This is a genomic window from Streptomyces sp. NBC_01451 (genome assembly GCF_036227485.1).
Lineage (GTDB): Bacteria > Actinomycetota > Actinomycetes > Streptomycetales > Streptomycetaceae > Streptomyces.
Window position 1 is genome coordinate 3,338,114 of sequence record NZ_CP109479.1, and the last position, 14,409, is coordinate 3,352,522.

20 protein-coding genes are annotated in these 14,409 nt (G+C 66.0%); 15 read left to right on the top strand and 5 right to left on the bottom strand.

The window, feature by feature from the left end:
* Positions 1–408: 408 nt before the first annotated feature.
* Together OG595_RS14350 and OG595_RS14355 are read left to right on the top strand one after the other, a co-directional pair.
* Entirely contained in the window at positions 409–579 is a 171-nt protein-coding gene (locus tag OG595_RS14350; RefSeq protein WP_329271903.1) for a hypothetical protein, read from the top strand.
* A gap of 88 nt (positions 580–667) precedes the next feature.
* Positions 668–1,546 (top strand): aKG-HExxH-type peptide beta-hydroxylase, encoded by an 879-nt coding sequence (locus OG595_RS14355; RefSeq protein WP_329271905.1) that lies wholly within the window; start codon positions 668–670, stop codon positions 1,544–1,546.
* A gap of 4 nt (positions 1,547–1,550) precedes the next feature.
* Here OG595_RS14355 and OG595_RS14360 read toward each other — a convergent pair whose 3' ends face one another.
* The 5 genes from OG595_RS14360 to OG595_RS14380 form a co-directional block, all read right to left on the bottom strand.
* Positions 1,551–2,237 carry a pentapeptide repeat-containing protein gene (locus OG595_RS14360; protein WP_329271906.1) on the bottom strand — a complete coding sequence of 229 codons (687 nt, stop codon included), beginning with the start codon at positions 2,235–2,237 and terminating at the stop codon, positions 1,551–1,553.
* A gap of 71 nt (positions 2,238–2,308) precedes the next feature.
* Complete coding sequence (locus OG595_RS14365; RefSeq protein ID WP_329271909.1) at positions 2,309–2,533, bottom strand: hypothetical protein; 225 nt, start codon at positions 2,531–2,533, stop codon at positions 2,309–2,311.
* A gap of 2 nt (positions 2,534–2,535) precedes the next feature.
* Positions 2,536–2,796 carry a hypothetical protein gene (locus OG595_RS14370; protein ID WP_329271911.1) on the bottom strand — a complete coding sequence of 87 codons (261 nt, stop codon included), beginning with the start codon at positions 2,794–2,796 and terminating at the stop codon, positions 2,536–2,538.
* A 5-nt stretch (positions 2,797–2,801) separates the two neighbouring features.
* Complete coding sequence (locus OG595_RS14375; protein WP_329271914.1) at positions 2,802–3,185, bottom strand: KTSC domain-containing protein; 384 nt, start codon at positions 3,183–3,185, stop codon at positions 2,802–2,804.
* Between the two features lie 67 nt (positions 3,186–3,252).
* Complete coding sequence (locus OG595_RS14380) at positions 3,253–4,281, bottom strand: tyrosine-type recombinase/integrase (RefSeq protein ID WP_329271917.1); 1,029 nt, start codon at positions 4,279–4,281, stop codon at positions 3,253–3,255.
* Positions 4,282–4,388: 107 nt separating this feature from the next.
* Between OG595_RS14380 and OG595_RS14385 the strand changes: the two genes are divergently transcribed.
* From OG595_RS14385 to OG595_RS14445, 13 genes are all read left to right on the top strand, one after another.
* Entirely contained in the window at positions 4,389–5,942 is a 1,554-nt protein-coding gene (locus OG595_RS14385) for a phage terminase large subunit family protein (RefSeq protein WP_329271919.1), read from the top strand.
* 68 nt (positions 5,943–6,010) lie between these two features.
* Positions 6,011–6,406, top strand: a complete 396-nt coding sequence (locus OG595_RS14390) for a hypothetical protein (RefSeq protein ID WP_329271922.1) — start codon at positions 6,011–6,013, stop codon at positions 6,404–6,406.
* Between the two features lie 12 nt (positions 6,407–6,418).
* Positions 6,419–7,129 (top strand): hypothetical protein, encoded by a 711-nt coding sequence (locus OG595_RS14395; RefSeq protein ID WP_329271926.1) that lies wholly within the window; start codon positions 6,419–6,421, stop codon positions 7,127–7,129.
* Positions 7,130–7,160: 31 nt separating this feature from the next.
* Positions 7,161–7,292, top strand: coding sequence for a hypothetical protein (locus OG595_RS14400; protein WP_329271927.1), 132 nt, complete (start codon positions 7,161–7,163; stop codon positions 7,290–7,292).
* A gap of 29 nt (positions 7,293–7,321) precedes the next feature.
* On the top strand, positions 7,322–8,872 hold the full coding sequence (locus OG595_RS14405; RefSeq protein ID WP_329282875.1) for a phage portal protein: 1,551 nt from the start codon (positions 7,322–7,324) through the stop codon (positions 8,870–8,872).
* A gap of 57 nt (positions 8,873–8,929) precedes the next feature.
* Positions 8,930–9,766, top strand: a complete 837-nt coding sequence (locus OG595_RS14410) for a hypothetical protein (RefSeq protein ID WP_329271929.1) — start codon at positions 8,930–8,932, stop codon at positions 9,764–9,766.
* 70 nt (positions 9,767–9,836) lie between these two features.
* Positions 9,837–10,979, top strand: coding sequence for a N4-gp56 family major capsid protein (locus OG595_RS14415; RefSeq protein ID WP_329271932.1), 1,143 nt, complete (start codon positions 9,837–9,839; stop codon positions 10,977–10,979).
* 80 nt (positions 10,980–11,059) lie between these two features.
* Entirely contained in the window at positions 11,060–11,446 is a 387-nt protein-coding gene (locus tag OG595_RS14420; protein ID WP_329271934.1) for a hypothetical protein, read from the top strand.
* 20 nt (positions 11,447–11,466) lie between these two features.
* A complete protein-coding gene (locus OG595_RS14425; RefSeq protein ID WP_329271936.1) occupies positions 11,467–11,841 on the top strand; it encodes a hypothetical protein in 375 nt (124 codons plus the stop codon).
* A complete protein-coding gene (locus OG595_RS14430; RefSeq protein WP_329271938.1) occupies positions 11,841–12,332 on the top strand; it encodes a phage tail fiber protein in 492 nt (163 codons plus the stop codon). The genes OG595_RS14425 and OG595_RS14430 overlap by 1 nt, the downstream gene beginning before the upstream one ends.
* Before the next feature lies 1 nt (position 12,333).
* Positions 12,334–13,164: a hypothetical protein gene (locus OG595_RS14435; protein WP_329271940.1), complete on the top strand. Its 831-nt coding sequence runs from the start codon at positions 12,334–12,336 to the stop codon at positions 13,162–13,164.
* A gap of 6 nt (positions 13,165–13,170) precedes the next feature.
* On the top strand, positions 13,171–13,779 hold the full coding sequence (locus tag OG595_RS14440) for a hypothetical protein (RefSeq protein WP_329271942.1): 609 nt from the start codon (positions 13,171–13,173) through the stop codon (positions 13,777–13,779).
* Positions 13,760–14,407 (top strand): hypothetical protein, encoded by a 648-nt coding sequence (locus tag OG595_RS14445; protein WP_329271944.1) that lies wholly within the window; start codon positions 13,760–13,762, stop codon positions 14,405–14,407. The genes OG595_RS14440 and OG595_RS14445 overlap by 20 nt, the downstream gene beginning before the upstream one ends.
* Positions 14,408–14,409 lie beyond the last annotated feature (2 nt).

Consider the following 14,409-nt stretch of genomic DNA (forward strand, 5'->3'; position numbering starts at 1 on the left):
GGACTCCGCCGAGGACGACCTTCCTTTCCGGTCTCCCCTGTCGTCCGGGCGGTACACGATGCCGAGTCAGAGAGGAGATGATTCAGGGAACGAATTTCAGGCATGATCGCACCTAGAGTGCCTGGGCTGGCGCTATTTGCTCTTACCACTCCCTAGAGTCGCTCACCAGCCCAGGCATTCAGGTGTTCCCATTCTCCGGAAGATTGCATTCTGCGCTTCCGGCCTTTTGCGTGCTCAAAGTCAGACACTCTAATTTGGCATAGTCCGATTTCGCGGATTGGCGGTTTTCGGTGTTTCCGGGACCGGGTTTCGTCGGTAGCTTTCTCCTCGGCGACAGCGGCCGGTGACGGCGGAAACACACGCTGTCAGCCAGGTAATGCACATCCATCGGAGTACCTGGAGGAACCCATGACCACTCCCCCCGGACCGACCCCGCCGGCCGTGGACACGCAGGCGCTCACCGGCGTCGTGACGGCCGTCCAGACCGACCCGCCGGCGCTCGCGGCCGGTATCCGCGGCCGGATCACCGCGTCCCATCAGGAGGGCAACGTCTGCATGATGGGCGGCTGGACCTCCTAGTCCGCCCCTGACGCGCTGAACCCCTGAGTGTGCCCGGAGCGAGGATCATTCGCTCCGGGCACACGCATCTCACTCTAGGAGAAAGCCTGTGCGTTTCCTCAACATCGGTCACATCGCAGAGACGGTCGCCCGGTTCGCCCACGCGGTCAACGGCAAGCACGTGGAGGACGCGGCCGACCTGGCGGAGGCTTACCGTGAGGCCATCGCCAAGCTGCGCCCCTTCGCGCCGGCCGAGGCCGGCGTCGCCATCACCTACGAAGACGGCAGGTGGGCCAGGCACTGCCGCGCCGAAGGCATCTTCGAGCACATCTTCGCCGGAGCCACGGCCACTGACGGGCCGACCCGCGAGGCATGGGACATGAAGGTCCACGGGGCCTTCGAGCACGTCCGCACCCTCGACCCGAACCTGCACAGGCTGGCCGAGCTGTTCGTCACCGACGTCGTAGTCCTCAACAGCGGGGTCGACGGCGGCGGCAGCGCCAACACGCTCCCGGGTGTCGTCGTCATGAGCCCGGCCGAGACATGGGAGGTGCCGGACTTCGCCGAGTGCCTGGTGCACGAGGCCCTGCACACCGGATTGTTCGTGATGGACATGGCCTACGGCATGTTCAACCTGACCTCGCGCGAGATGGAGGGCGAGCGGTACCGCGCGCTGTCCGCGGTGAAGCTCGGTCAGATGCGCCCGCTGGACAAGGCGTTCCACGCTGCCGCGGTCACCGTGCCTCTGATGTACATGCAGCACCTGCGCGGCGTCAGCACGCTCGTCGACCTGTACACCAGCTCGCTGCGGCAGGCGTGTGAGTCGCTGGGACACCAGCGGCAGCACTTCACGGACTACGGGAGGCTGCTGCTGGACGAGATGACCGAGTGGGCCGGCACCGGCCCCGAGCCGCTCGACTTCGGTCACGTCGCCCGCAGCATCTCCTCCGTGAGGTACGCCGGCTACAAGCCGGCCGTCGCTGCCTGACGGGCTACGACTCGATCAGAATCCCCGCTTCACGTGCGAGGCTCAGGCCCAGTTCCATGGCGCCTGGGCCTCGTACCGTTGCCCCCTTCAGGCCGGCCGTTCCGCCGATGTCGAGCATGGTGCAGTTGGTGAACTCGACGCGGCTCATTTTGGAGTTGGCGAACTGCACGCCGCTCAGATCGCAGTTCTCGAAGCTGACGTGGGCCAGCTCGGCGAACTGGAAATCGGCCTGCCGAAGGTTCGTTTCCCGGAACACCACGCGCCTGAGCTTGGAGTGCCGGAACTGCGCCAGGTCGGCACGGGCGCCTTCGATCCTGACGTCGGTGAACTGCCCCGAGGTCCAGTGGGAGCCGGTGAGCCGGCTGGTCGTGATCGTGCTCCGGAGCACGGATGTGTCTCTGGCGCGGAGGTTGGCGAAGTCGACGTTCTCGCAGACGAGGTCGCCGAGCACGCACCGCTCAAGAGTCGTCCCGTTCATGCGGGTGCCGGTGAGCCGGGACTGTTCCATCTCGACGATTTCGAGTTCCAGGCCGCTGAGCAGGGTGTTGTCGAGCAGGACGCCCTTCAGTACGGCGTCGTCCTCGAATTCTTCGGCCGTGGCCGGCCGGGGGTTCGCGTGGACCCTGGGCTTGGCGGGCTGCTGGAGCGGGGGCTTGTATACGTCACGCTGTTGCCCGACGGCCGGCGTCATCTGGTTCTCCTTCGCGGGTACGCGGCAAGTGACGCAGCGTAGCAGCGGGATGACGCCAGGCAGGGCGCTTCTCAGGCGGCAGCCATGCGCTCGCGGACGGCCTGGAGCGTGGCGAGGGCCATGTCCCACTCCCCCAGGTCGTCGGCCAGGTGCTCGGCCGGCGTCTCGGCGACGCGCATGCCGTAGGCCCACACGCTGATGCTGTACTCGCGGGCCCCGTCGGAGGACATTTTCGCGATGCGCCGGCGGGCGTCGGCCAGGTACGGGTTGGGGGCGTCTTCTCGGCGGGTGAACACGGCTACGCCTCCGTGCGGCGGTAGTTGGGCAGGAGGTGGCCTTCGGAGCTGAGGACGGTCGCGGGGCGGGCCTGGAGGGCGTCTGCGAGGGCCTGGTGCTCGTCCGGGGCGCGGGAGGTCCAGCGGCCGACGACGAGGCCCCGTGTGCCGAGCCTGTAGACGGTGGCGGGCTCGGCCCGGCGGTAGGGCGGCGCCGTCTCCTGGTAGTAGGTCCGGTAGCGGCGGGGCCAGTCGCGCCGGCAGCGGGTGGTGGTGATGAGCATGGGCTTTACCAGGCCGCCGGCGAGTACGGCTTGTTGTTGAAGTGGGTGTTGATCATCCGGCCCGGGGAGTGTGCGTTGCGGAAACGGTCCCATTCGCGGCGGGTCACGTTGTAGTACTCGTAGCCCACCCCGTCCTGGTAATGCCCGGGGGCGACCTTCTCGCCGCGGAAGCGGACGAACATGGTCTTCGACTTGTAGTCGTACCCAGCGGCGACCGTCCTCGGCCGCGGTGGGTTCGAGGTGTTCGTGGGCCGCTCGGTGAGCAGCGTCTGGTCGTCGCCCAGGTGGAAAGCACGTACGAGCGCGGCGAACTTCCTGGGGCCGAGCTGCTCGCGGCTGCTGAGAATGTACTCGCGGATCTCGTCTTCGTTGAATCCGTGCAGGGGCATCGAAAAACCCTCCCTTCCGGGTCCGGTTCTTTGACCGTAGGAGGGGAGGGTTTTCCGCTGATATTCGTCAGGGTGCCTGGGTGGTCCAGTCGATGCCGTAGGGGTTGCGGTGGTGGCCTGCCGGCAGTCGGGAGGCGTGGCGGTAGATCATCGTGGTGTTGAAGTCGCCGTGGTCGTAGTAGGTCATGATGCGGTCGCGGCTGGGTTGGGCGGGGTCGACCAGGGCGAGGGTGATGGACGTGGCGCGGCCGTCGTGAGGGGCAACCTTGATGTTGCTGGCTGCGCCGGCACGCTGGACCATGCGGAAGAGACCGGATTGGTCGAGGCGGGTGTGTTCGAGTTGGCCGGTGTCCGGGTTGCGGGTTCGTCGGCCGGTGGACGTGATCAGCGGTCCCTCGGTGCGGCCTCTTAGGTGCTTCTGGAGTAGGGGCACGACCGCGGGGGGGATGTCGATGTCCTGCCAGCGGTTCTTGCCCTTGCGCTTCAGCCGGAGCATGCGGCCTCGGGGTACGTGGTAGAAGCGTTCGACGTCGATGTTGGCGACCTCCTCGCAGCGCAGGCCGGCGCCGAAGAAGAGGGCCGTGACCAGGGCGGCGCGGGGGGATTCGCGTTCTGCTGCTGCGACGACACCGTGGACTTCCCAGGGCAGCAGGATGAGTCGTTGCTTGCGGGTGCGGGGGTCCAGCTTGACGGCGCGCACGGGGTTGGTGCCGCGGAGCTGGTGGATGACGGCGTAGTTGAAGGCGCTGCTGAGGGCGTCGTACTTGGCCTTCTGGCTGGGCAGACCGTAGGGCAGGTTGCCGCATTCGGTGTTGCAGTCGCCGGGGTGCCCGTCCCAGTGGGGGGCTTGGAGGTAGGCGAAGTAGTCCTCCAGCTCCTCGACGCCGGCCTCCTTGAGCACCTCGATACCGCTGTAGTCGCTGTAGCGCTCCATCCACGTGACGAAGAGATCGAAGTACGCCAGGTACTTGCGCCTGGTCCCGGGGTTCTGGAGCTGGTCTTCCCACCGGTCCCTGAAGGTGGCCAGAGTCCAGTCCGTGTTGCGTGAACGGCGGTTGCGGTCGGCCCAGTTGGGCGCGGTGGTCGTGGCGGTCATGAGCGGCACCCTAGCGGAATAATGCACGGTAGCCCTGGACTACCGTGCATTAGATCCCCAGCGGAAGCATTATCTGTCCATATTTGCCCCGCTTTACCTTCGCCGACATGGGGACCACGCCGCTCGATGCCACCGACCACGAGCTGACGCTGGGCATGCCCGACGAGTCCGACCCCGCCGTATCGCACGGCACCGACCAGGCCCTCGTCGAGGACATCATCGACAAGATCGTCCTCGTCATCGACGAGCTGTCCGGCCACCCCCTGCGCCCCTACCAGCTCCCCCTCGCGCGCCGCATCCTGGAGAGCCTCATCACCGAGGACTCCGCCAAGCTGACCGCCCTGTGGAGCCGGCAGTCCGGCAAGTCCGAGACCGTCGCGGACACGGTCTGCGGCGCCGCCATCATGCTGCCGCGGCTGGCCAAACTCTTTCCCGACCTCCTGGGGAAATTCCGCGAGGGCCTGTGGATCGGCGTCTTCGCTCCGACCGACGAAATGAGCGAGACGCTTTTCTCCCGCATCGTCGGCCGGCTCACGAGCGAGCGGGCGCAGGATCTCATGGCGGACCCGGAGATCGACGAGAAGATCATCACCCGGGGGAAGCTGTTGCGCTTCAAGCGCTGCGGCTCGCTGATCAGGAAACAAACCGCCCACCCGAAGGCCCAGATCGAAGGCCAGACCTACCACCTGGTGGTCATCGACGAGGCCCAGGCCGCGGACGACAAGGTGCTGAACAAGTCGATCGCGCCGATGCTCAGCTCGACCGCCGGCACCCTCTGCCTGACCGGCACCCCGTCCTACACCAAAAACGGCTTCTACGAGCAGATCCAGAAGAACAAGCGCGAAGCCAACCGCAAAGGCAGAAAGAACGACCACTTCCAGGTCGACTGGAAAGAGGTCTCCAAGCACGTCACCCGCTACAAGAAATTCGTCCAGTCCGAGATGGACCGCCTCGGCGAGGAATCCGACGAATTCAAGCTCAGCTACCGGCTCATCTGGCTTCTCGACAAAGGCATGCTGGTCACGTCCGACCGATTCGACTCCCTCGGCGACGTATCCATGCGCGTCGTCCAGGAATGGCACCGCTCCCCTGTCGTCGTCGGCATCGACCCGGCGCGCAAGACAGACTCCACCGTCGTCACAATCTGCTGGATCAACTGGGACTACCCAAACGAGCACGGCCAGTTCGAGCACCGGGTACTGAACTGGCTGGACCTGACCGGCACGGACTGGGAAACGCAGTACTACCGCATCGTCGAGTTCCTCAGCCATTACAACGTGTTCGCCATCGGCATCGACGCCGGCGGCCTGGGCGACGTGGTAGCCAGCCGGCTCCGCGTCCTCATGCCGTACGCACAGATCGTCGACCTCAAAAGCGACCGCACGAACCAGACCAAGCGGTGGGCCCACATGATGGACCTCATGTCGAAGGGCCTCGTCATCTGGCCAGCGCACGCGAAAACCCGCCAGACGAAGAACTGGCGGAAGTTCCGGCAGCAGATGGAAGACGCCGAACTCACCTACCAGGGGCCGCACATCATCGTGGCCGCTCCCGAGGTCGACGCAGCCCATGACGACTACGTGGATTCCCTCTCCAACGCCCTCTACCTGACGGCTGATATCGCCATGCCGGAAGCCGAGATGCACAACAGCCCCTGGTAGCCATTAACGGCGCGAAAAATGCCGTGCTTAGCGTCCTTGGTGAGACGTCTCAAATTGGGAGGCCCACCATGGCGCAGAGCCCTCTCGCCCCAGACCCGCAGTTCCGTGAAAGTGCCGACCGCTTCTACGAGCGGAAGACCGCCAACAACCCGTCCCGTCGCGGCCCCCTCCGTTTCCAGGAAGGTGTCGCCTCCGACAGCGACATCCCCAGCGAATTCAGCGAGGGCGTCATGCAGGGGTACCGCACCCCGCCCGGCCGCTCGAACCACAACATGAACGTCTTCACCAAGAGCCCCGAGGAGACGCTGCGCGAGCGCGCCCACGTCGGCTCTGCCTCCTGGCCGGAAGCCCCCACCTTCATCTCCGCGATGGCGGAGGGCGCCAGCGAGCCCGAGCTGAAGTACTCGAACGTCGACCGCGGCGAAGGCCGCCACCAGCGCCGGAACTACGCCCGCGTCGACTGAGTAGGACGATCCGTGACCAATCCCGGCCAGTCCACCCCGTGGGCGCACCTGCCGATCCCGAGCGAAGGCAAGCTCCCGGATGTTCCCGTGGACCTTGCCGCGCTCGCGGACCCCATCGACACGCTCCTCAAGAACGTGGTCGGTGGCACCAGCGCGCCCACGGGGCCTCTCACCCCCACCCTGATCGACGCCTCGGCCTCCATCGGCTCGCTCAACGCCACTCAGTCGACGCAGCAGGGCCAGATCACGACTCTGCAAGGGCAAGTGGCCGCCCTGAGCGCACAGCCCTGGGCCATCGGCACCGCGCGCACTACCGGCTTCTCCCTGGCCGGCAACGTGCGCACGCCGACGCTGGTGCACTCGTACCAGGTCCCGAGCTTCACTCAGCGGCGGCTGCTCCTGGTCTACGGGAACCTCTGCCTGGGCTGGACCGACGGCACCACCACCGCCGCTGTCCGCGTACGCCTCCAGCTCCGCGCGGACGGCGCCACCACGTACGTCGACCGCAACCAGCACGTGCAGACCGGGGTCGACCAGGCGCACAGCGTGTTCTTCACGGAAACCGTCGAGGCCGGCAAGTCGGTGCGCATCGGCCTGGCCGCAGACGTCTACGGCACAGCCACCTCCAGCAAGAGCTTCGAGACCCAGGAGATCGACCCGCGGCTCTACATCGTCGCCCTCCCCTGGTCCGGCTCGGCCGTGCCCTTCCTGCCGGTGATTTGACCCGGCCTAGCGCCAGAGAGGAGGTGATGCCATGTCAATCGCCTTTGTTTCCCCCAGCATGCGGGCCTCTGCCAGCGACCTGACCATCTCGGTCAGTCCGCTCGGCCTGGTCGAGCTGGCGGACGAGGAGTTTGAATTACCGACGTCCACGGACCTCGACTGACCCGCTACGCCAACCATTTCGCGTGGTACCTGGGCCACCACTGGGCTTACAAGAGGGAAGCCGGCGAGCCCAGCATCACCATCAACTACGTCGGCGCCCTCTCCCGCTACATCACGAACTTCACGTTCGGCCGCGGAATTCACTTCCAGAGCGAAAAGAAATACGAACACGTCGTGCCGGCGCTCCTCGACCGCGCCTGGAACGTCGACAACGACAAGAAGTCGCTGCTCTGGCAGATGGGCGAGAACGGCGGAGTCTCCGGCGACTGCTTCGTGAAGGTCGCCTACGAGCCCGCCTGGACCGACCCCGCCGGCAACCTGCACCCCGGACGGGTGCGGATTCTCCCCCTCAACTCCGCCCAGTGCTTCCCTGAATACCACCCCCACGACCGTGACCGGTTGCTCCGCTGGAAAACGAAGTACAAGTTTTGGGGCACCTCACTGGAGGGGACCCGCGCCGTGTACACGTACACGGAGATCATCACGGACGACTACATCGAGGAATACGTCAATGACGAACTCCTCGACGCCCGTGAAAACCCGCTGGGCCAGATCCCCATCGTGCACATCCGCAACATCTCCGTGTCCGGCTCGCCCTGGGGCCTGGCCGACATCGTTGACGTCATCCCGCTGAACCGCGAGTTCAACGAGAAGGCCACCGAGATCTCGGACATCGTCAACTACCACAGCGCCCCCGTCACGATCCTTTTGGGCGCGAAGGCGAGCAACCTGGAGAAGGGCCCCCGAAAGATCTGGGGAGGACTCCCCAAGGACGCCCAGGTCTTCAACTTGGAGAACGGCGTCGACCTGGCCGGCCCCCTGGCCTACCTGGACCTGATCAAGCGGTCCATGCACGAGCTGACGGGTGTCCCTGAGTCGGCCCTGGGACAGGCTCAGGCGATCTCGAATACGAGTGGAGTCGCCCTCTCTATCCAATTTTTCCCGCTCATGCAGCGGTACTCGCTCAAGCAGACCAACTACACCGACGGCCTGCGCCGGATCAACGAACTCATCCTGCGGACGCTCTTTCTGTACGAGCCTGAGACCCGCGTCTACAACCCGGACACCCAAGGCATCCGCACGTCGGAGCAGCAGCCTCTCGTCATCGACCCGCGAGACCCGTCCGTTTACGACACCACCTGCGACTGGCCGCCTCCGCTGCCGGTCGACGAGTTGGTGAAGCTGAATGAGGTCCAGGCCAAGCTCGCGCTCGGTCTGGAATCGAAGCGCGGAGCGCTGCGGGACCTGGGGGAAACCTTCCTCGACGAGAAGATGCAGGAGATTTTCGACGAGCGCCTGGCGGAAGCCAAAGAAGACGGGGCGCTGGAATTTATCAAGGCCCAAATTGCCTCCGCTATCTTGCGGACAACGGGATTGCCGCCCACTGGCGTGGAAAGCCCGCCCCCTGCCCCCGCAGGCGGGTCCTCATCGGATTCCAAATCGGGAGCGACGTCCGCTGGTCCACTGCCGGGGCTTCCCGGTACGGGCAGCGGTCAGGACATCGAATCGGTCCTCAGTGAACTCGTGACGCTCTCCAAGGGCACGAAACTCGCCCAGCGGAGAAACCCGGAAAACGACTGAACCGTCCGCCTCTCATTCCTACTCATTCCGGCGGCTACCCCAGCCTGGAGTGTAGAAGTGCCCGACAACCCGAACCCGACTGGCCCGAAGCCGCCGACACCGGCGCCGCCCGCCCACCCGGGCACTGGCGCGCAGGCCAACCCCGACGGCACCGTGACCCTTCGCACCGAGTCCAACCCGCCGGCCCAGCAGCCGGCCGAGGGTGGGCGGACCTTCACCGCGGCCGAACTCGAAAGGGCGCGGCAGGAGGAGAAGGACAAGCTGTACTCGCGCCTCACGAAGGGCGACGAGCGCCTCCAGGCCCTCGAAGCCGAGCTGGCGGCGGTGCGCGAGGAGCGCGAGGCCCGTGAGCGGGAAGAGGCCGAGCGCCAGGCCGCCGCGGAGGAGGAGGCCAGGAAGCGGTCCGAGGCAGAGATGTCCGCCAAGAAACTCGTCGAGGAGCGCTCCACCGAGTGGGAGCGCAAGTTCGCCGAGCTTCAGGCGGAGCGCGAGCAGGAGCGTGCGACTCTCGCCAAGGAGGCCGAATTCAACGCGCTTCGTGCCTACATTCAGGAACGAGTCAACGCGGAGCGGAACGCTATCGCTCCCGAACTGGTCGACCTGGTATCCGGGAACTCCCGGGAAGAGGTCGACGCTTCGATCGAGCTGCTCAAGGTGAAGACCGACGCGATTTTCCAGTCCGTGTCGGCCGCCCAGCAGGCGGCGCGCTCCCAGATGCGGGGCGTGTCGACGACTGGCTACACCGGGAATGGCCCCACCGATGGGGACGCCGGCGCCCGCCAGCTTTCGGTCGAGGACATCAAGAACATGCCGATGTCGGAGTTCGCGCGCTACCGCTCGCAGCTCCTCGGGGCAGCGGCTACCAACTCCAGCAATCGCGGGCTTTTCGACTGACCCGCTCCCTCGACAGACCGCCTCTCATTCCTACTCATTCCGGCGGCCCAACACGGAATGAGAGGCACCCGTGGCAAGCGGAATCACTGGGACTCCGGTCCTGTCGCCGACGCCGACGGCGTATCAGGCGGCAAACTCCACCATGCTCACGCCGGCCATCCAGACGCTGTGGAGCAAAGAAATTTTGTTCCAGGCAATGCCCGTGCTCCGGTTCGAGCAATTCCTTGTGAAGAAGACCGAGCTGGGAACTGCTCCCGGTCTCACGGTGAACTTCATGAGGTACCGCTCGCTCGACGGCGCGCAGCAGCTCGTGGAAGGCGTGCGAATGGAGACGCACGCGCTCTCGGCCGAGCAGATCACAATCAGCGTCGCTGAGCACGGATTCGCAATCGCCGTGACCGAACTTCTCCTCAACGCGAGCTTCGACGACGTTATGGCGAGCGGTGCTCGTCTTCTCGGGCGAAACATGGCGACGTACATCGACGCCCTGGCTCGCGACACCTTCATGGGCGCCCCGTCGGTCCTTTACGGATACGACAAGCTCGCGTCCTGGTCGGCCGGCGCCGCGCGTACTCCGCTTTCTCCGTACGACCGGGGAATGTTCGCCGATTCCGAGGCGACCATGGCGACCAACGGCGGCTTCTACTTCACGTCTGCCCTGGTCAAGGACGCCGTGGAGACCCTCGCCACCAAGAACGTCCCGCGTCTCGGCGAGACCTACGTCGCGTTCGTCCACCCGCACCAGAGCCGCCGACTTCGCGATGACCCCGAATTCATCGAGGTCACGAAGTACGCCGCCCCGGGCAACTTCATGCTCGGAGAAATCGGCCGCTTGAACGACGTGGTATTCATCGAAACCACGCAGGTCTTCCAGGGCAACACGACCCCGCCGGCGACCCAGCAGCTCGGGACCAACATCCCGACGAACACCGCCCAGAAGTGGGGCGGCCAGCCCTCCCGGACGGCGTCGGGATCGACTCCGGCAATTCCCGCCGTGACGTCCACCCCGACCAACCCGAACGCCCCGGCAAACGCCCTGTACCGCGCTCTGGTAATCGGGGACAACGCCGCGGGTCACGCCATCTCCCTGCCCGTCGAACTTCGCGACGGCGGTGTGCTCGACTTCGGACGCGAGCACGCATTGGCGTGGTATTCGATCTTCGGCCTCGGACTCATCACGGATTACGCCGTGGTGCAGTGCGTGACCAACTGATCAACCCACTCCCCGGGGCGGGGAATTCTGTCAACGTCCCCGCCCCGGACTCCTCACCCGACTCAATAGGAGAACACTCCGTGCCTGCAAACCCGCGCACCCGACCGAATCCCAAGGATCACACCGGGAACAAGAAGCGAATCCTCGCCGAGCAGCACGCCGAAGAACTTGCCAAGCGCAAGGGCGAAATCGCCATGCAGCACGCCGAGCAGGCAGCCAACCTCGACCAGCCCATTTCGCTGGACGACAAGGGCCGGACCATCCAGGCCGTCGCCGAAGAGGAGACGCAGGAAGGGCCCGTCGAGCTGCCCCCGGAGAAGGTCCACATTCGCATCGGCTGCGACCTGGAAAAGGTCACGATCGGCCAGGGCACGGATTTCGATTTCAAGGAGGGCCAGGTCTACGAAGTTCCGCTGCACGTGGCGCTGCACCTGGACCGGCTCGGTTACGTCTGGCAGTGGCTCTAACCACCGAAAGGGGCGCCTTCGTGGCGAACATCAAGAGCCTGGCCGAGACCGACAAGACGCCGGCCCGCGGGCAGTGGTACCGGCTCCTCTCCGATTTCGGAGAGGGCGTCGGCATGCTCACCAAAACGCACCGCTACCGGGCGCCGGGCAGTGACGAGACCCAGGAGAGCGACCGCATGCTCCTGGTCCTGGCCATCGTCGAGCCGGCGAGCTACGGCGTCGGCTACAGCGCGGAGCGCAGCGTGGTTGCCATGTGGCTGGAGCAGAGTGCGCCCGGCCGTTTCTCCCAACACCACATCTCCTTCCCGATGACGCAGTTCACCGAGCTGGTCGGCTCGGGCAAGCAGCCGCCGGAGTACGCGGACTGGCAGGCCCAGATGGCGGCGGGTGACTGATGGCCGCCAACGGGTTCATCGCCCTCCAGGGAGCCGTCAGCGCGCTGGACTACCTCAACGGCCGCACGACCGCCCTGGAGGCCGAGTGGCAGGCCAAGACGGCGGCCGGCGACCCGCAGCCGAAGACGACCTATCTCATGCTGCTCACCCAGGTCGTGACTGACGCTCAGACGGACATGACCACGCTCGTGGGCATCGAGGCCGCCGGCACTGGCTACGCCCGCCAGCCCATCCCGTGGGGCGCAGCGTCGACCAGCACCAGGACGTCGGCGAACACGGACTTGGTGCAGTTCGGCCCGTTCAACGACCCGACGGGCCTGGCGGCCCCGGTCACCGGCGCGGCTCTCGTCACGCGCATGACGTCGTCGGCCGGCCAGCCGACCGGCCTGGCCTTGATGGCGTGGAACCTGGCCAGCGCCATCACCACGGCGCAGAATCAGGCCCTCCAACTCGCACCAGGGTCACTGACGATGACGCTGGCGGTGAGCTGACGTGGCGACGCTCGCGGGGGTCATTCAGCGCATCCGTTCCGAGGTGGGCGACCTTCCTGCGCCTTTCGTCGACAGCTTCATCGGTGGCGACGAGCTGAGCAGTTACGACCTGTCCGAGGTCAACGTTTCCTCGGTCCAGGCGAAGGTCGCCACTGTCGACCCCGCGGGCACCGTCGAGCTGGTGGAGGACACCGACTACGTCCTCAGCCCGGCAGAGGGCTCCATCCTGCTGATCAACCCTGCCTACTCGCCGCTCAAGCACGGCCAGACGCTCATCGTCCGCGGGCGCAGTGAGGGCATGTTCAGTGACGCGGAGCTGGAGATGTACGTCAGCGACGCGATGAATCAGCACACCTACGGCCGCACGCTCAAGACTCGCTACCGGGACGGCCACGGCCACATCCGGTACGACCTGGAGCCCATCGACCTGGAGAACCTCCCGGCGGTCGAGGAACCGCTGGTGGCCTATCTCGCGATCACCAACGTCTTGTGGTCGCTCGCCACCGATGCGAGCACCGATATCGACGTCAACACCAGCGAGGGGACCTTCGTCCCGCGCAGCCAGCGCTACCGGCAGCTCATGGAGCACCTGGACCAGATCCAGGCCCGGTACAACACGCTCGCGCAGCAGCTCAACGTGGGCCTGGGCCGCATCGAGATGTTCCAGCTCCGGCGAGTCTCGCGGACCACGAACCGGCTCGTGCCGGTCTTCCAGCCCCGTGAGTACGACGACACTTCCCGGCCTGAGCGGCTGCTGCCGCCGATCGACGGTGATGCCTACGACGACGAGTCCGGCATCCCTTCGCCGCTCTATCCGGGCACGTGGGGGTGATCGGGTATGCGGGGACGGGCTGACTGGAAGCGCGGTCGCTTCGGGATCAATGCGGAGACGACGCTCATTCACCGCGCGTTGCGGGGCTGGCAGGCACGCACGGGCGACAGTGTCACCTATTTCCGGTTCCGGTACGCCGAGAGCGACGTGCATGAGGTGTACGACGAGGCGACCGGTGCCGGCCGCGTCTTCTACGGCCGCTGGCAGCTTCCGGCCCTGCACGTCACACATGTCGAGTCCGCGAATACTGACCCTCGCGACAGTGGCCTGTACGTCACGGACACCTTGCGCATCGTCCTGGAATACGACCAGCTCGTGAAATTCGGGCTGACCGAGATGGATATCAAGCACGGCAGTTTCCAGCGTGACCGCGTCGCGTACGACAACTCTCTCTACGCCGTGCAGCGGGTCAACATCCTCGGCCAGATCCGCCGGCGGGACGTCGTGGTCGTCATCGAGGCCCAGCAGCTCCAGAACGACGAGCTGGTCAACGACCCCGCGTTCGCGCAGTACCTCACCGACCCCACCGAGCTTCCCGCCGTCACGCCGGAGCTGATGGCCCAGACGGTGATCCCGCCGGAGGAAGGCCAGAGCGATGACCCTTACTCCTCCTGAAGTCCCGACCGTCCGGCTCAGGGGCCGCTACCTGGCTCCTGACAAGACTCCGCTGGCCGGCACCGTGTCGTTCGCGCCGCCGTCGGTTCTGACGCTGCCGGCCTCGGATGTCATTTCTACGACGGCCGCGAAAGTCACTCTCGACTCCATGGGCGCCTTCGAGGTCGACCTGATCCCCACCGACGTCCCTGGCATGTCGCCGTCGCGGTGGTCCTACCAGGTGACGGAGAAGCTCAAGGGCGTCCCCCCGCGGATCTTCCACATCATGCTGCCGGGCGGTACCGGCCCAGTGGACCTGGCGGACATCGCCCCCGTCTCGCCCTACGCGGGCAACTACCTGCCGGTCGCCGGCCCGCAGGGCGCCAAGGGTGACCAGGGTGAGCCCGGCGAGGTCACCAGCGAGCAGCTCGACGCACTCGAAGCCCGGGTGGCGCCGCGCCCGCAGGAGTACACCCAGACCTCCGCGCTCGCGGAGTGGACGATCCCGCACACCATGCCGTACCGGCCGGCCGTGAACGTCTACGACGTCTCGGGTCGAGAAATCGGCGGCTCCGTCGAATACCCCACCCCCACGACCGTGCTGGTCCGTTTCGCGTTCGCGGAGACCGGCTCGGCAGTACTGCACTAGGA